Below are 16,904 nucleotides of genomic sequence, written 5' to 3'. Positions count from 1 at the left end.
ATAGATTTATTACAGACGCGAATAGTTAATCACACTATCGGCTACTGAATCTCCAGTAAACCAGTCGGCATTATGGTGAATATTTCGATCTTAACACGATAGAAAAAGGAGTTACCCTTATGGTGTTAAACAACTCCTGTGCAGATAAAACAAGGATTATGTAGACCTGTTCCTTATTAAGTTGGTTAACCAAATTCAATTTTTTTAGCTATATATTCTATATATTTAAGTAAAATATCTACGCACGCTCAAAGGTCATTCTACATACATTTGGGGTGAAGCTTGGGTAGTGCGATCGCTTCTGTATTACAACTACTAAGTAATAATTCCTAGGCTGATTCCTCAATGGAGATTTGGGATAAACATTTGTTGATTAATCAGCATTCAGTCTCAATAGCTTTGTTTTGATCTAAATTTAGTCACCAACGTCTTCATCGATACCACAACTTGCAAGTGCTTTCTGTATCAATTACACAATCCTTAAGGTAATACAGACAAAAATTAACTAATCTACCCTATTTTTTAAGATTGCATCAATTCTCTGTTGATAGCTTACTAGATAGCTTTTATACAAGATATAAAAAGATGAATAAAGCTAGGTATATTTTTTTACCCACTTTTTAAAAAGTTAACTAATTAGCTAAAGCAGATAAAGGAGAGTATCAGGTGCCTTTACCAGTGGTTCGTGCTACTAGCAAATCTGAGATTATCAAGCGCATACAAGAGTTAGTTCCACTGGGTTCGCCAGAACCGCAACATTCTCAAGTACTTGCAAGCCTAACACAATTAACATCGGACTTGATTCAAGCTTATCAAGCAGAAGAGCAATTACAGGAAGATCCTTTTACTGACGTGTGGGGACGCACGATTCATTTGTATAAGTCTGCAGTATGCAACAAAGTACAAGGAAAAGTTGTCCTGGTAACAGGTGGAGAAGGCTGTGTTGGCAGTGAATTAGTCAAAAAACTTGTGGAATTAGGTGCAAGACAAGTTGTTTCAGTTGATAAAGCAAGGTGTGCGAGTTTATACGAGTCTAAACCAATCAAAGTGCAAAAGCAAGCGATCGCTTTATACGCAGCCGATGTCCGTAACTACCACGCCCTCAAGTATATTTTTGAAACAGAGAAACCAAACATTGTTTTTCATTTAGCAGCACAACGCCTTCCTGGGCTTGCAGAAATTCAAATTAGAGAAACAGTTTCCACAGCAATTTACGGTACTCAACATATCATTCAGCTTTGCGAAGAATATGGCATACAGCACTGTGTTTTCTCATCAACCGGTAAAGCAGCGAGGTACTTTACCGCAGAAGTTTACGCTGCATCCAAAAAACTCTGTGAGTGGTTGATAGCAAAAGCTGCACAAAACAGCAACGTGACTTATGGAATGGTGCGCTTCACTCATATGTTGAACAATAGTTCTGTATGTCAGCAAATATCAGACAAAGTACAGCAAGGCAAAATTATTAATATTCATACTCCTCATCGCTACATCACAGCACAAAATATTAACGAAGCATTACATCTATTACTCAATACCCTTGTAATATCGCAGCCAAAAAAACTAAAATTTCTTACTGTACGCAATTTAGGATGGCCTACAGAAACATTAGAAATAGCCCTCTACAAAATTCTCGAATCAGGCAAAAAGCTACCAATTTATTTCCAAGGACTTCTACCAGGTTATGAAGAACCTTGTTTTTTAGGGCAATTTAATTGGAGTAAGCCTACAGAAACTAATCTACTGATTAATGCTTTAGAAAACTCCCAATTAGAAGCATCAGGAGATATGATGATTGCAGAAATTGCTAATTTTTCTGGCGAAGTGTTAGATAAACATTTAGCAATTATACAAACACTAGTAAATAATTTAAATTTACCAGAAATTAATATCAAATACGGGCTTAAAACAGCAATCAAAGAGATTACAAATTCTATTTTTTCTCAAACTTCTCCCCAAGCTTTACTCAAAATTTTAAAATGGGGCACTAATCCTAAGCAACTCTTATCAGAAGGAACATCTATAGAATGCCATCAAGATATTGTTGAATTAGTTGTTAAGGGATTGTATGGTAGACTCACTCAGAATTGTTTGCTCAGTACTTATCAAAATACTTATGAATTTGAAGCTTTAGTCAATTTGCTAAAAACACTACCTTCAATCAAACAAGAAGTAACATATCTCAATGCAGTACTTCAATACAATTGGTGTGAATTAAGTTCTGTAGTTAGTATTCCTCCACCTGCTTTTACAGTTTCTGTTTAGTTATCTTATTGATTTGACTTATTACAAGCTTGAATTACCAAGTGTGGGCATCTTACCTACCCACTCCACGTCTTTTTTCAGAGACAAAAAAGGGGTTGTCTGTGACAGCCCCAACTAACTGTAATTAAGAAGCAAGTTTTAAAATACTTGCTTTTTTTGTATCAATCTAGAAGCGGTAAGCTGCACCAGCTTGGAAACTAACAGCAGAAGCTGGGCTATTTTCATAAGCACGAATGCCTAACTTAGCATCGCTGTAAAGAACAATGTCTCTAGCTACTTGAGTTTCTACTCCTGTTGTTAAAACAAAAGAGTTTCTGTTACCTAAAGGAGTAGGTCTACCGTTTTGTTCTACGAAGGAGTATCCTCCACCAACATAAACGTTGGTGTTATTAAAAACTGGTACGTCGTAAGAAACAATTGGCATAATAGCACTAGTTTCGTCGCTAAAAAGAATAGCACCACGAGCTGAAACAGGAGTATTAGGAATTGCATAACGAGCTTGAATATTTCCACCAAAGGTAGCAGCGTCTCCTGTTTGTCCGCCATTTGTTACTCCAGCAGCAATACCACCACCAATATAGCTAGCATTAGTACCAGTTGGTTGAGCAGCAGCTTGTTCGGCTGAGAGAATAGGTGCAATAACTAATGCTGACACAGAAATTATAGCAGCTTTTAAAGAGAGTTTCATAATCTTTACCCTTACATTAATTTAGTGTTTTGTGTCTTTAGTTATAAAGTCGAATTTCTTATAAAAAAGTTCCAATTTTATTTATAAAAATATATTTTATGTATCAAGAAAAGATTTAAAAAGTAAGGCTTTTCAACTAAATTGCTACACCGTTTGTATAGCAACTAATTATATTATTAGTTATTTTTATAGACTGTTTTGCAACTGTCACACTGCTACAGCGCTAATTATTTAACTCAAATAGATAAAAAATCTAGCTTAAGATAGAGTGGTTTTTTGGGCAGCGATATCACTCTAGGGAAAAAGCTTGCAGCTACAAATAAGAGAAAGACTAAAGTGAATGTGAGATTAAATGCGATTTATTACTTAAATTAGTAAAGAAGGTGATGATATGATGAGCAACTACTCAGCCATAATGGTCTAGCTACTCATTGGTGATGATATGGCTTGGTAAGCTAGCCTAGATCCAACAAACTATGATTTTTTACTGTTTTGCCTATCTTTACGCGTGAAGCACTCCTGCTTGACTTAATACCAATTTGAGCTTGGCGGATAAATTCGTAGTTAAACAAATCATATCCACTTCCGTAGACTCATTTATCAAATTGCAGCTTCAAGTAGGGCATTGAGTAGACCTCCTATGCGAATACTTAAAGTTGTCATGTTTGAGCGCAGCGAAACATCTCCTGAGATGCTTCACTGCACTGCGTTTCGTTCAGAATGACATCGATGATTTTTTGATTCATGCAGGAGGTCTAGTGAAATAGTAACGAACAAGGAAACGGGGGAAGGTTAAAGCACCACAATCTAGTAATTGTAGATGCATCTCTGCCACTCTGACCCCCGTCTGATCGCCGTCTAAAGATTGCCAAAACCTTTTTTCTTCTTCTCTTTTTTCTTCTTCTTGGCTGTGCCACCACCACTGTAACCACGCCAACCTGGTGCTGAGGGACGATTACCGCCTGCGGCGAGAGGATTGCCCATACCACCACCGAACATTCCTGGCATCCCAGGCAAGCCACCTTGAGTCATTTGTTGCATGAGCGATCGCATTTTTTGGAAATCACCCACCAACTTATTGACATCGGCTTCTTTGTAACCGGAACCATTGGCAATGCGTTTTCTTCGGTTGGGAGAACTTGCCAGTAAATCAGGATCGCGGCGTTCTTGTGTCGTCATAGAATTAATCATTGCCTCAGCACGCTTCAGCTGGGTTTCGCCTTGCTTGAGTTGATCTTCCGATAACTTATTCATACCTGGAATCATTTTCATGATTCCGCCAAGGGAACCCATGTTTTTCAACAGCCGCATTTGCTTAAGAAAATCGGTAAAGTCAAATTTAGCTGCCATCATTTTTTCTTGCATCTTGGCAGCATCAGCAAGATCGATTTCCTCTTGCGCTTTTTCTACCAACGTTAAGACATCTCCCATCCCTAAAATTCGCGATGCCATGCGATCGGGGTAAAACGGTTGCAGTGCTTCGACTTTCTCCCCAACGCCAACAAACTTAATTGGTTGACCTGAAATCTGTCTTACTGATAGCGCCGCCCCGCCTCGACTATCGCCGTCAAGTTTGGTCAGAATTGCTCCTGTAATGCCAATTTCATCGTGGAAGGTGCGCGTTAGATTTGCCGCTTCTTGACCTGTCATTGCATCCACAACGAGTAGAACTTCGTGAGGTTGCACTACTTCTTTAATTTGGGCTAACTCTGCCATCATGTCTTGGTCAATTTGCAAGCGCCCTGCAGTGTCGATAATGACGGTGTCTACACCTTCTGCTTTCGCACGTTCGACTCCTTGTCGAGCAATTTCTACAGGGTTAGCATCACTTCCCATCTCAAACACTGGCACATCAATTTGTTTACCTAGTGTCACCAGTTGATCGATCGCTGCTGGACGATAAACGTCGGTAGCTACCATCATGCAACTGCGTTCTAATTTGCGCAGATGTAATGCTAATTTGGCAGTTGCAGTTGTTTTTCCAGTTCCCTGTAAACCTGCCATCAGCACAATCGTTGGTGGCTGTTCTACTTGTGCTAGAGGAATATTCGTTTCTCCCATCACCTGCACAAGTTCTTCATAAACAATTTTGATGAACTGCTGATCGGGTTTTACCCCAGCAATCACTTCAGCACCCTGTGCCTTAGTTTCGACTTCGGTGATAAAGTCTTTAACTACTTGTAAATTAACGTCTGCTTCTAATAGCGCACGGCGCACTTCTCGGAGTGCTTCTTGAATGTTGGACTGGGTAATCTTGTCTTGACCCCGCAGCTTTTTCCAGGCAGAATCTAAACGGTCAGCAAGTGCATCAAACATAATTCGTCAAAATCCGCTCGTCTATATTATTGTGTCAGCCGATTTATTTGCTTTCTACTACTACGTTAAATGCTCAGCAACTAGGAAGCAGGCTTGGGGAACATCAATGAAACCTGGGCTTACGCAAAAGCTAGCTTTCCCGCAGGTAGGATGATTTCCCCGTAAGGATTGCCATTAGCTGCAGGTGTTAGGCTAGGGCGCAAACGAATGAATCCTCAATATAAAGAATTTGCGATCGTCTTACTAAAATAAGAGAAATATAAATTTTTATTAAAATAGCCCATTTTGTATTTTTCGTTACAGAATTGTCTGATATATTGAATATGTAAAGAAAAAGTGCAAACAAATTATTCAACGAGGAAGCCAGTATGTCTACTCAAGATCAAGCCCGTGCCCTAATGATGCGTCACCATCACCTCATTAGAAATCGTCAACAATCCATGCTCAATCGTGCAGCAGAAGAGATGGGTTTAGATGGCACAGAATATCTCCACTACATTCAAGATATTCAAGGCAAGGTCAATCCCAGCTTCCGCAGTACTTATGACCGTAGTTCAGCAACTATGAGCTGAGTACAAACACTAATACTTGCAGTAATCAAAGTATCACAAATAACTCAATAATTTTATCATTCTACAATCTGCCACGCAATTTCAGCGCGGGTAAAGTCATAAAGAACTAAATTCCTAGCTAGGAAGATAACAACTATTCTGTTGCTTTTTGTGGGCGTTCTTTTTTATACAAAGAACGCCTTTGTTTATGCTTAACATTCTGTCTTGGAACAAAAGAGATGACACATTTGTCGTGACTCGATATGGCAAGAGTCAACACAATTTCGTTTTTAACCCTGAACCGTAGGTCTGAGAAAAGCGCGTCCTCTGACCGCTGACCCTTGATCTCTACTATAGTATTTGAGACAAAAACTTCTGCGTACGTTCTTCTTTCGGGTTTTGAAAGAATTCTTGAGGTGTCGCTTCTTCGACTATTACGCCACCATCCATCAAGACAATGCGATCGGCAACCTCACGTGCAAAACCAACTTCGTGAGTGACAACAACCATTGTGATACCTGATTGCGCAAGCGATCGCATCACATCTAAAACTTCCCTCACCATTTCTGGATCGAGGGCAGATGTTGGTTCATCAAAAAGCATAATTTTTGGTTGCATCGCTAAAGCGCGGGCGATCGCGACTCGTTGTTGTTGACCGCCAGAGAGTTGACCTGGATATTTACGCGCTTGTTCTAAAATTCCGACTTTTTCAAGTAGCTGCATCGCAACTTCTTCTGCTCTTTTTTTCGCCCAGCGTCTTACCCAAATGGGTGCTAGGGTGACATTATCAAGTACCGTTAGATGGGGAAACAAGTTGAATTGTTGAAACACCATCCCGACCTCTTTGCGAATTGCATCGATGTTGCGTAAGTCATGGGATAATTCAATGCCATCAATTTCAATTCTGCCCTGCTGGTACTCTTCTAAAGCGTTAAATGTACGAATAAAGGTTGATTTCCCTGAACCAGAAGGTCCCATAATGACAACAACTTCACCACGGTAGACATTAAGACTGACACCGCGCAAGACATGGAATTTATTGCTGGCATACCATTTATGGACATTCTCAGCGATGATCGCGGGTTTTTGTGGTAGCGAAGCATCTGTTTCTGTTGTAATAGTCTGCTGTGTCATTGTTGTGTTTCTCCTTGGTTGAATGGTATTAAGTCATTGGTATTAGTAACGCTTTATACTGATTCCTCGATGTTAGTTGCTATAACGGAGGGCGACGAAGTCCGCTTGGAGCGCCGCGCCACCTGCGCATCGTACTGGCTCCTCTTTGCCCCTGTTACTAACTACTAGCCACTAGTCACTTTTTCACTCAGCCCTTCTACCGCTGACCAACATTTAACTTGCGTTCGAGATTGCGGCTGGCTTGCGACATTCCATAGCAGAAGATCCAGTAAATTAAACCAATAAATAAGTACACTTCAGCGTAGCGCCCAATAAATTCTGGTTGTGCCAAAATAGAGCGAGCGATTCCGGTTAATTCGAGTAAGCCAAATAGTGCTAGCAATGAAGTATCTTTGAATAAGCTGATAAACTGACCAACAATTGCTGGAATTACGGCTTTTAAGGCTTGAGGTAACACAATCAATGAAACTGTCAAAGGTGCGCCAAGTCCTAATGCTTTAGCAGCTTCGGCTTGTCCGCGGGGAACAGCTTGCAAACCACCACGAACGTTTTCGGCAAGATACGCAGCACTAAATAGTACTAGTCCAGCGATCGCACGTAGCACCCGATCCAAATCGCGAAACCACGGTGGAAGAAATAGGGGTAGCATCACTTGAGCTAAAAATAAGATACCGATTAATGGCAAGCCTCGGATGACTTCAATATAGAGCGTTGATAGACCACGAACAACAGGAAGCGGACTTTGCCTTCCTAACGCTAGTAACACTCCTAAAGGAAACGAAAGAATGATACTTGTTGTTGCGGTGAGTAATGTTAATAATAGTCCTGACCAAACAGTAGTTGGGGTAGGTGCTAAACCCAAGCCCCCTTTAATCAACCACCAGACAAGAAGAAACGCAACTCCCCACATGACAGGAAGCCAGCTACTAAGATTTGGTGGTAATTGCCGTCCGGCTGCATAGCCAATAGTTGCTACAAGAGCGATCGTCACTAACCACAACCGTGATGATAATGGTATTGGTAGCAAGATGACTGCAGCAACGATGACACCTAAAGCAATCAAAGTAGAATGACTTAACCAACGCGCATCCGTGCGACTAAAACCCCAAGCAATTCCGGCTAAACAGGCAAGGACTCCTAATGATAACCAAACGCGCCAGTAGAGTTCGGGAGGAAATCTACCAACAAAGAATAACTGCAAGTTCGTTACAACAACATTCCACTGCGCTATATCAAACACCCAGCGCAATAAATTACTGATTCCGACAACGATGATAACAACACAAACTATCGTCAGAATGATGTTGTACCAAGTACTGAACAAATTGACACGCATCCATTCCCAAGGCGAGGAAGCGCGACTAATTGGAGGTGCAACAGGAGGAGGTAATTCAGTTTGCATAAGTTTAAGAGAGTTACTCGTTAAGAGTGTTGAGTTATGAGTTATTTTCTTCAATTCAAAACTTAAAACTCAAAACCTTAAATCGTTATCTTTCTTTGAATTGCACAGTACGATTAAATAAGTTCATAGCCAGAGAGATAATTAAACTAATTGTGAGGTAGGTAATCATGATGAGAAACATCACTTCTACTGCACGACCTGTTTGGTTAAACGTTGTTGAAGCAACAAAATAAACATCAGGAAAACCAATCGCGATCGCTAGACTTGAGTTTTTCGCAAGATTAAGATATTGACTTGTCAGTGGCGGGATAATCACGCGTAAAGCTTGAGGTAAAACAACACTCTGCATGATTCTTCCTGATTTGAGTCCTAAAGCACGCGCTGCTTCCCACTGCCCTTGAGGAACTGCCTGAATTCCGGCGCGGACAATTTCGGCGATGAAACTTCCTGTATAAACAACAAGTCCCAGAAGCAAAGTTCCGAATTCAGGTGATAAACGCAGCCCACCTTCAATTTGCTCGGTATCTACCATTTGTGGCAAAGTGATCCTAAACGGAATTGCACCATTGATAATGTAAGCAAGTGCGATCGCCACAACAATTGGTGCTAAAGCCCACAACATCTGATTGCCACGAACGCCACGTTCTTGCATAACTTGGGTTCGCCACTGCCACACTGCGATCGCTCCAGCAATGCCTAACGCAAGTAATAATAACCATACTCCCGCACCCGCACCTCCTTGTATCCACGGTAGATATAACCCGCGACTTGATAAGTAAGTAGAACCAGGAAGAGTAATTTGGTTAGCGACATTTGGTAATTGTAAGAAGAAAGCAAAGTACCAAAAGAAGAGTTGTAAAAGTAGCGGGATGTTGCGAATTGTTTCAACATACACTAATGCCAACTGCCGCACTAACCAGTTATTTGATAATCGGGCGATTCCCGCAACTAAACCTAAAATTGTTGCTAAAACAAGCCCAACAACAATGACGCGCAGCGAGTTAACGAGTCCAACTAAAATCGCTCGACCGTAACTGTCTGCTGGATTGTATGAGATGAGAGTTTCACCAATGTCGAAAGAAGCTTGCGAACCGAGAAAGCCAAACCCTAGTTGAATGCCTAATGCACGCAGATTGTATATAACGTTATCGACGACTAAAATCACCAATAACAAAAACAGCAATACAGCAATTACTTGTCCGGCAACTCGCCAAAATCGGGTATCTCTGAGTAAATCCTTAAATTTAGGTGTATTGCGTGTAACCCGTGGACGCTGTGTAGTCATCAGTTTGATTAGTGGCTAGTGGTTAGTTTTGAGTTTTGAATTGAAGAAAATAACTCATAACTCAACACTCTTAACGAGTATCTTTCTTAAACTCAACACGTCACGACTCCCTGTGCACTTTTTGTTCTTTTACCGGAAGGGAGGTGCATAATGTAGTCCACCATCAGTCCATAACTCGTTTTGACCACGGGGGAGATTGAGTTGCGTATCAGGACCAAGGTTGCGGTTATAGATTTCGCCGTAGTTACCAACTTCACGAATTGCCCGTGCGATAAAGTCGTTTGTTAGACCTAAACCCTGTCCTAAGTCACCTTCAGTTCCTAGTAATCGGCGTACAACTGGATCTTCACTATTGGCAAAAGAATCGATGTTTTGTGAAGTAATTCCCAGTTCTTCAGCTTCAATTAAGCCAAAGATCACCCACTTCACGGTGTCATACCATTGCGGGTCGTTATTTCTGACCGCAGGTGCGAGTGGTTCTTTGGACATGACAATCTCTAAGAGAATGTGTTCGTCAGGGTTAGGTAAAGCACTGCGTTGCGCTACTAACTGTGAGCGATCGCTAGTGACACCTTCACAACGTCCTTGTTGATAGGCAGCAAAGGTTGCTTTGTCGTCTTCAAAGACAATAGGTGTATATTTAACTCCTAGCTTGCGCATTTGGTCAGCAAGGTTCTGTTCAGTACTTGTGCCTGTTTGAACGCAAACTGATCTTCCCTGCAATCCTTTTAAGTCTTTGATGCCGCTACTTTGTTTTACCATCATGCCCTGACCGTCGTAAAACACTGTAGGCGCAAACTCTAGACCAATTGATGTATCGCGACTAATTGTCCAGGTAGTGTTGCGGCTAAGGACATCAATTTCCCCTGCTTGTAATGCGGTAAATCGCTCTTTGGCAGTGAGATTGCGAAAATCTACCGCTTGTGGATCGTCAAACATTGCTGCTGCGATCGCCCGACAGATATCAACATCTAGTCCGTTATATTCACCTTGTTGAGTCACATAGCTAAATCCTGGCAAATTACCACTCACGCCACAAGATAACCTGCCACGGGTTTTCACCCGATTCAATACTGCCCCTGATGCCGCACCACCTTCTTGGGCAGATAATTGGGGATATAAAAACCGACTACAACCCGATAGCGGAGCCGCCAACAGTGCTGCACTCAACAGCAGGGAACTCCATTTGAGCATATTTTTCTTCCTGCATTTCCTCGTGTCGTTATCTACAACCTTAAACTCAAGCTCAACTGCAATCTTTTATAAAAGTTAATATTACCAATTTGACAGCCTTAACTTCGGTTTAATCTTATAATTTGATATACATGGTAAATGCAGTTGCTGATACAGTTTGTGATTTTTATTTACTAAATAGTACAGCGAAGAAATACGCTAATAGCTAATAGCTAACCATGAGTTCTCCATTTATTCCTGTTATTCATTCGCTGCCTTCAGGAAAGGCTTTAATAGAAAAGGTGTTATGCCATTATCCTATAGCGACACAAAAGTGTAAGTTATACAAACGCGGTCTTAATGATACTTATTTAGTCGAAGCCGAACAAAATCATCAATACATTTTGCGCGTTTACCGCTATGAGTGGCGAACACTAGTGGCAATTAATTTTGAACTAGAACTATTACATTATCTGCATAATTGCAATTTGCCTGTTGCTTACCCAATTGCTAAAACAACAGGTGAATTTACAGAAGCGATCGCATCCCCAGAAGGACAACGCTATGCTGCTGTGTTTTCCTATGCACCAGGTCGGGCGATCGGTAAAAATATTAATCGCGAACAAAGTCAACAATTAGGAGAAGTTGTTGCAAGTATTCATCAAGCAACAAATAATTTTACTAGTCGTTTTAGCCGTCCAGAGTTAGATTGCGCGTATCTTTTAGATTGGGCAATGTCAGCAATCTCATTGCTATTCCAGCATCGCAACAGTGATATTCACTATCTACTCAAATTAAGTGCGCAAATCAAAGCTCAGTTAGTCAACTTAGCGCTACTTCAAACATCACCCTCTTATGGAATTTGTATCGGTGATGTCCATTCAGAAAACGCCCATTTTGTAGGAAATCAACCAACGCTATTTGATTTTGACCAATGCGGCTACGGTTGGCGGGCATTTGATATTGCCAAATTTATTCATACAACCCACCGTTGGCAATTAGATGCCAGTATTAATAAATCTTTTATGCAAGGATATCAAAAAATCCGGCAGTTGAGCCAAGCTGAAGTTAACGCGATTCCTATTTTTACACAAGTAGCACATATCTGGGTGATGGGAATTGCTTGCGCTGTCGTAGAAGAAGTTCTACCTTACGGCGAGTTTACCGAAGAATGGTTTGATAGCAAGCTAGCTTTATTAAGTAAGCTTACCTAATAAATTTCAATAATTATTGATAAAAAATAAAATTAGTAGTTTCCTATGAAAGTTGTAGCACTTTGTGTAAGAGAGTGAAAATCATTTTATCAGCGGTTATTGTATCATTTGTATAATAAGTTAGTTTAATTTTTGTACAAATTTGTTTTTTGACTACTTGCTATATCTTTAGAAAGATGTGGCATAAATCAAATAAATATTAAGTTACACATATTACAGTATTTGGTATATTCTATTCGAGAGACGCCTGTTGTTGGACACGAAAAAATGTGTCTTCAGGTAATCAAGCGCTACTGTAATACTTGCCAACTAAACTTCAAAGTTGTTGATATTTACAATCTGAAACAATTTTTGTTAAGTTAGCTGAACTTTTTCTACTGTTTTTTAAAACATAGTAGATTTGCTAACAAATGCCGAAATTTGTTCATTCAGATAGTTAAATTTATTCCTTTGCTCATGAGTTGATCGTGAATGTTGATTGAAAAATGTTGTACCGCAAACCATTAAACAAGCTGCAAAGATTTTTAAGAAGACAAGGTTTTTTACGTGTAGGTGTTTTTAGTGCTTTTTTCCTCGGCATCGTACTTTATAGCTGGATAGCACTATCACAGCAACCAGTAACGCTGAATTTACTAATGACTGCCCCTGATGCGCAACCTTGGCAACAGGGAATTGTGAGAGACTTTGAGGCGAAAAACCCTGACATTCGCATCAATATTATTGAAGGTCCTAACGCTACTAACTTATTAGAAGATCTGTATACTTCGGCATTTATTTTGGGTGATTCTCCATATGACCTGATTAATATGGACGTCATTTGGACACCCAAATTTGCGGCTGCGGGGTGGTTGATGGATTTGACTGATCGAATATCTGCTGAAGAATTAAAAGCATTTTCAGATGCAGATGTTGAAGGTAGTCGTTATGAAGGTAGGTTATATAGAATTCCGATGCGTTCTGATGTAGGGATGCTTTACTACCGCACAGACTTACTCGAACAAGCCGGATTGCAACCACCAGAAACTTTTACTGATTTGATTCAAGCCTCGCAAACTTTGCAACAAAAAGACTTAATTAACTGGGGTTATGTTTGGCAAGGGCGACAATATGAAGGACTCGTCGCCATGTTTATCGAAGTTTTAGAGGGCTTTGGTGGATTTTGGGTGAATCCAGAAAACCTTGAAGTTGGATTAGATCGACCGGAAACGCTGCAAGCGATCGCCTTCTTGAAAGACACCATACAACAAGGAATTTCGCCGCCAGGAGTGACAACATACCAAGAAGAAGAAACACGACGCTTTTTCCAAAGCGGTCAAGCTGCGTTTTTACGCAATTGGCCTTATGTTTGGCCGTTAGCACAAGAAGAGGGTTCGCCAATTGAAGGTAGAATTGCAATTAAGCCGATGGTTGCAACTCCTGGAAGAACAGGTGGTGCGTGTCTTGGTGGCTGGGGCTTAGGAATTTCCACATCGACGAGACATCCCGAAGAAGCATGGCGGGCAATTCAATACTTCACCTCTGAAGAAGCACAAAAGAACTTTATTTTGAATGCTGGTTTTGTTCCTAGTCGGCGATCGTTATTTACCGATCCAGAAATTGTTGCTAAGTACCCTCACTATCCGCAGTTACTCGAAGTCGTACAGCAAGCAGTATTACGTCCACCGATCGCGCAATATGCTCAAACATCGGATATTTTACAACGGTATTTGAGTGCAGCATTAACGAATCGGATGACTCCAGAACAAGCCATGCAAGCTGCTGCAAATGAAACTCGCCGCTTACTAAACAGAGGTTAGTAATTAGAGTTTCTCGTAAAGAATTTTGAGTTGAATCCTGAGTTCAAAACTGTTGGAAATCTATATCTTTCTTTCAAACTTCGATGTTTAATACAAAGACAATTCGAGGACGCGAACAACGGACAGCATGGATTTTGATTGTACCAGCCTTGCTGATGCTGTTGTTTGTTTTTGGTTATCCCATTCTCCGTGCTTTTTGGCTGAGTCTGTTTACTCAAAACTTAGGAACGCGACTGCAACCTGTCTTTTCTGGGTTTGACAATTATTCGCGGATGGCAGGAGATGGTCGTTTTTGGCAAAGCTTCTGGGTAACAATTATCTTCACGGTTTCCTCAGTTGTGTTAGAGCTAATTTTAGGATTAGCGATCGCACTTATTCTCAATCAAAAGTTTTTTGGACGCGGTTTAGTGCGGACATCAGCGATTATTCCTTGGGCTTTACCAACAGCATTAATTGGTTTAGCTTGGGCGTGGATTTTTAACGACCAATTTGGGATAGTCAACGATATCTTACTGCGGCTGGGGATAATTAATACGGGAATTAACTGGCTAGGAGATCCAACACTAGCAATGTTTGCGGTGATCTTTGCTGACGTTTGGAAAACAACGCCATTTATTAGCATTTTGCTATTAGCAGGCTTGCAATCGATTTCACCTGATTTGTACGAAGCGCACTCGATTGATGGTGCGACACCTTGGCAAAATTTCCGCCAAATTACCTTACCACTACTGCTACCGCAAATTTTAATTGCAATGCTGTTTAGATTTGCGCAAGCGTTTGGTGTTTTCGACCTCATCCAAGTTATGACTGGTGGTGGTCCTGGTGGTGCAACTGAAGTGGTATCACTCTACATCTACTCAACTGTGATGCGTTACCTCGATTTTGGTTATGGCGCAGCACTCGTCGTAGTGACATTTTTATTACTGATCTTAGCTGTAGCGATCGCCAGCCTCCTCCTTAATAAATTACGCGCCAGAACATCTGGTACAACTTAATTCTTCATAATCCAAAATTGCCATGACTGCAACTCCTGAAGTAGTTTCAACAACTCCTAGACAAGCCGGTGGGGCAAAGATTCCTTGGAGGAAGATATTAACAACCATCGCAGTCATACTTGTTGTCATCTTTTGCTTAGCGCCAGTAATGTGGCAGGTTTTAACTTCATTCAAAGTCAATGAAGATATTGCTGCTGTCCCAACCGTGTATTTTCCGACGCGTTATACCTTAGATCACTATATCGAGTTATTTGTGCGACGCCCATTTTGGCGTTACATCCTCAATAGTGCTTTTGTGTCAATTGTTTCTACCGCACTAGCTTTAACTCTTGGCGCACCGGCTTCTTATGCGCTGGCACGGTTACGGCCTTGGGGTGGTAAAGTGATTTTGGCAGGAATTCTAATCGTTACATTATTCCCAGGGATTTTGCTATTTATAGGACTTTTAGAAATTATCCAACAATTAGGATGGGGTAATAACTACCTTGCACTGATTGTTCCCTACACTGCAATCAATTTGCCATTAACAATTCTGGTACTGCGCAGCTTTTTTGAGCAACTACCAAAAGACTTGGAAGACTCTGCTAGGGTAGACGGCTACAACACGTTTCAAATGCTGTGGCAAATCTTACTCCCGATGACACTTCCAGCTTTAGTCACTACCGGAATTCTTACCTTCATTTTTGCCTGGAACGAATTTATCTTCGCGTTGACATTCATAACTCGCGAGGAACTCAAAACAATTCCTGTTGCAGCAGCCCAATTAGGCGGGGCTTCGGTATTTGAAATTCCTTATGGTCCGATCGCTGCGGCAACTGTTCTTGGTACATTACCACTAGTCTTGCTGGTTCTCTTTTTCCAACGCAAGATCGTTCAAGGTCTTACTGCTGGCGCTGTTAAAGGCTAGTTGCTAGTTGCTAGTCACTAATCACTAATCACTAATCACTACTCCCTAATAAAATGGCTAGACTCGAACTCAAAAACTTAAATAAAACCTTTTCTCCTAAAGTTATTCCGGTTAAAGACGTTAGTCTCACTGTAGAAGACGGAGAATTTTTAACATTACTTGGTCCTTCAGGTTGTGGTAAGTCTACAGTGTTAAGGATGATTGCGGGACTTGAGGAACCAACACGCGGTCAAATCCGGCTGGGGGGTGAAGATATCACCTTTAGACGTCCAGGCGATCGCAATATGGCAATGGTATTCCAAAGCTATGCATTGTATCCTCATATGACTGTCTCTGAAAACCTGGCTTCAGGACTCAAACTCAAAAATATTCCCCGCGCTGAAATCAAGCAGCGTGTTGCTGAAGTTGCCCAACTTCTTGGATTAGAAGAGTTACTCAACCGCAAACCAGGTCAAATGTCTGGAGGACAACGCCAGCGGGTTGCTGTTGGTCGGGCTTTGGTGCGTCAAGCCCAAGTATTTTTACTCGACGAACCTTTAAGTAACCTTGATGCATTACTACGCGAACGTGTCCGCGCAGATCTCAAACAAATTTTTGCGACTCAAAAAGCCCCAGTGGTCTACGTTACCCACGACCAAACCGAAGCAATGACACTTTCTTCTAAAGTTGCAGTGCTAAACAACGGCTATGTTCAACAACTCGCACCACCAGATCGCATTTACAGTCATCCTGCTAACTTATTTGTTGCAGGATTTGTCGGTAGCCCGCAGATGAATCTCCTGACTTTACCTTGTCGCGGGCGTTATGCACTACTCGGCGATTTTCAAATTCCGTTATTAGATATTCCCACAGTTCCCCCACAAATTGTGTTAGGAATTCGCCCAGAAAACGTCCGGATTGCACAACCAGAAGACGAACATATTATCCAAGGTAGAGTATTTTTAGTCGAACACTTAGGGATGCATAACTTAGTGAGTGTCCGTGTCAATAGTTCGCATTCAGAACCGCAGACAGTACGTGCATTGTTACCCACAGACCAAGTTTGGAGTAACGAAGAAATTACTCTTGCTTTACCACCACAAAGTATTCACTGGTTCGACGTTGAGTCAGGAGATTCATTGGTAGGAAGACAAAGAGTAGAAACGATGAGTTAGTGGCTAGAGTAATAATATCTAATT

Annotated in this window: 13 protein-coding genes; 7 read left to right on the top strand and 6 right to left on the bottom strand. The window is 41.2% G+C overall.

The window, feature by feature from the left end; translation table 11 throughout:
• Window positions 1-666: 666 nt before the first annotated feature.
• Window positions 667-2,265, top strand: a complete 1,599-nt coding sequence (locus IQ230_RS11580; RefSeq protein ID WP_193932143.1) for a polysaccharide biosynthesis protein — start codon at window positions 667-669, stop codon at window positions 2,263-2,265.
• Window positions 2,266-2,431: 166 nt separating this feature from the next.
• On the opposite strand, the gene IQ230_RS11575 is transcribed toward IQ230_RS11580, so the two are convergent.
• Complete coding sequence (locus IQ230_RS11575; RefSeq protein WP_193932142.1) at window positions 2,432-2,953, bottom strand: outer membrane beta-barrel protein; 522 nt, start codon at window positions 2,951-2,953, stop codon at window positions 2,432-2,434.
• A gap of 858 nt (window positions 2,954-3,811) precedes the next feature.
• On the bottom strand, window positions 3,812-5,269 hold the full coding sequence (gene ffh, locus IQ230_RS11570; protein ID WP_193932141.1) for a signal recognition particle protein: 1,458 nt from the start codon (window positions 5,267-5,269) through the stop codon (window positions 3,812-3,814).
• A 368-nt stretch (window positions 5,270-5,637) separates the two neighbouring features.
• Between ffh and IQ230_RS11565 the strand changes: the two genes are divergently transcribed.
• Window positions 5,638-5,841, top strand: coding sequence for a hypothetical protein (locus IQ230_RS11565; RefSeq protein WP_105219540.1), 204 nt, complete (start codon window positions 5,638-5,640; stop codon window positions 5,839-5,841).
• A gap of 330 nt (window positions 5,842-6,171) precedes the next feature.
• On the opposite strand, the gene IQ230_RS11560 is transcribed toward IQ230_RS11565, so the two are convergent.
• The 4 genes from IQ230_RS11560 to IQ230_RS11545 form a co-directional block, all read right to left on the bottom strand.
• The gene (locus tag IQ230_RS11560; protein ID WP_228054777.1) at window positions 6,172-6,954 is read right to left on the bottom strand and encodes an amino acid ABC transporter ATP-binding protein; all 783 of its coding nucleotides are present in this window, start codon (window positions 6,952-6,954) and stop codon (window positions 6,172-6,174) included.
• 196 nt (window positions 6,955-7,150) lie between these two features.
• On the bottom strand, window positions 7,151-8,356 hold the full coding sequence (locus IQ230_RS11555; RefSeq protein ID WP_193932140.1) for an amino acid ABC transporter permease: 1,206 nt from the start codon (window positions 8,354-8,356) through the stop codon (window positions 7,151-7,153).
• Window positions 8,357-8,441: 85 nt separating this feature from the next.
• On the bottom strand, window positions 8,442-9,641 hold the full coding sequence (locus IQ230_RS11550; protein ID WP_193932139.1) for an amino acid ABC transporter permease: 1,200 nt from the start codon (window positions 9,639-9,641) through the stop codon (window positions 8,442-8,444).
• Window positions 9,642-9,770: 129 nt separating this feature from the next.
• On the bottom strand, window positions 9,771-10,835 hold the full coding sequence (locus IQ230_RS11545; RefSeq protein ID WP_193932138.1) for an amino acid ABC transporter substrate-binding protein: 1,065 nt from the start codon (window positions 10,833-10,835) through the stop codon (window positions 9,771-9,773).
• Between the two features lie 218 nt (window positions 10,836-11,053).
• On the opposite strand from IQ230_RS11545, the gene IQ230_RS11540 reads away from it, so the two are divergent.
• The 5 genes from IQ230_RS11540 (at window position 11,054) to IQ230_RS11520 (ending at window position 16,880) form a co-directional block, all read left to right on the top strand.
• Window positions 11,054-12,028 (top strand): phosphotransferase, encoded by a 975-nt coding sequence (locus tag IQ230_RS11540; protein ID WP_193932137.1) that lies wholly within the window; start codon window positions 11,054-11,056, stop codon window positions 12,026-12,028.
• 485 nt (window positions 12,029-12,513) lie between these two features.
• Entirely contained in the window at window positions 12,514-13,824 is a 1,311-nt protein-coding gene (locus IQ230_RS11535; RefSeq protein WP_193932136.1) for an ABC transporter substrate-binding protein, read from the top strand.
• 83 nt (window positions 13,825-13,907) lie between these two features.
• Window positions 13,908-14,819, top strand: coding sequence for a carbohydrate ABC transporter permease (locus tag IQ230_RS11530; protein ID WP_193932135.1), 912 nt, complete (start codon window positions 13,908-13,910; stop codon window positions 14,817-14,819).
• 22 nt (window positions 14,820-14,841) lie between these two features.
• Complete coding sequence (locus tag IQ230_RS11525; RefSeq protein ID WP_099701511.1) at window positions 14,842-15,726, top strand: carbohydrate ABC transporter permease; 885 nt, start codon at window positions 14,842-14,844, stop codon at window positions 15,724-15,726.
• Between the two features lie 53 nt (window positions 15,727-15,779).
• Window positions 15,780-16,880: an ABC transporter ATP-binding protein gene (locus IQ230_RS11520; protein ID WP_193932134.1), complete on the top strand. Its 1,101-nt coding sequence runs from the start codon at window positions 15,780-15,782 to the stop codon at window positions 16,878-16,880.
• Window positions 16,881-16,904 lie beyond the last annotated feature (24 nt).

This window comes from Gloeocapsopsis crepidinum LEGE 06123 (assembly GCF_015207655.1).
GTDB lineage: Bacteria > Cyanobacteriota > Cyanobacteriia > Cyanobacteriales > Chroococcidiopsidaceae > Gloeocapsopsis > Gloeocapsopsis crepidinum.
This window is presented reverse-complemented; position numbering and strand designations above follow the sequence as displayed.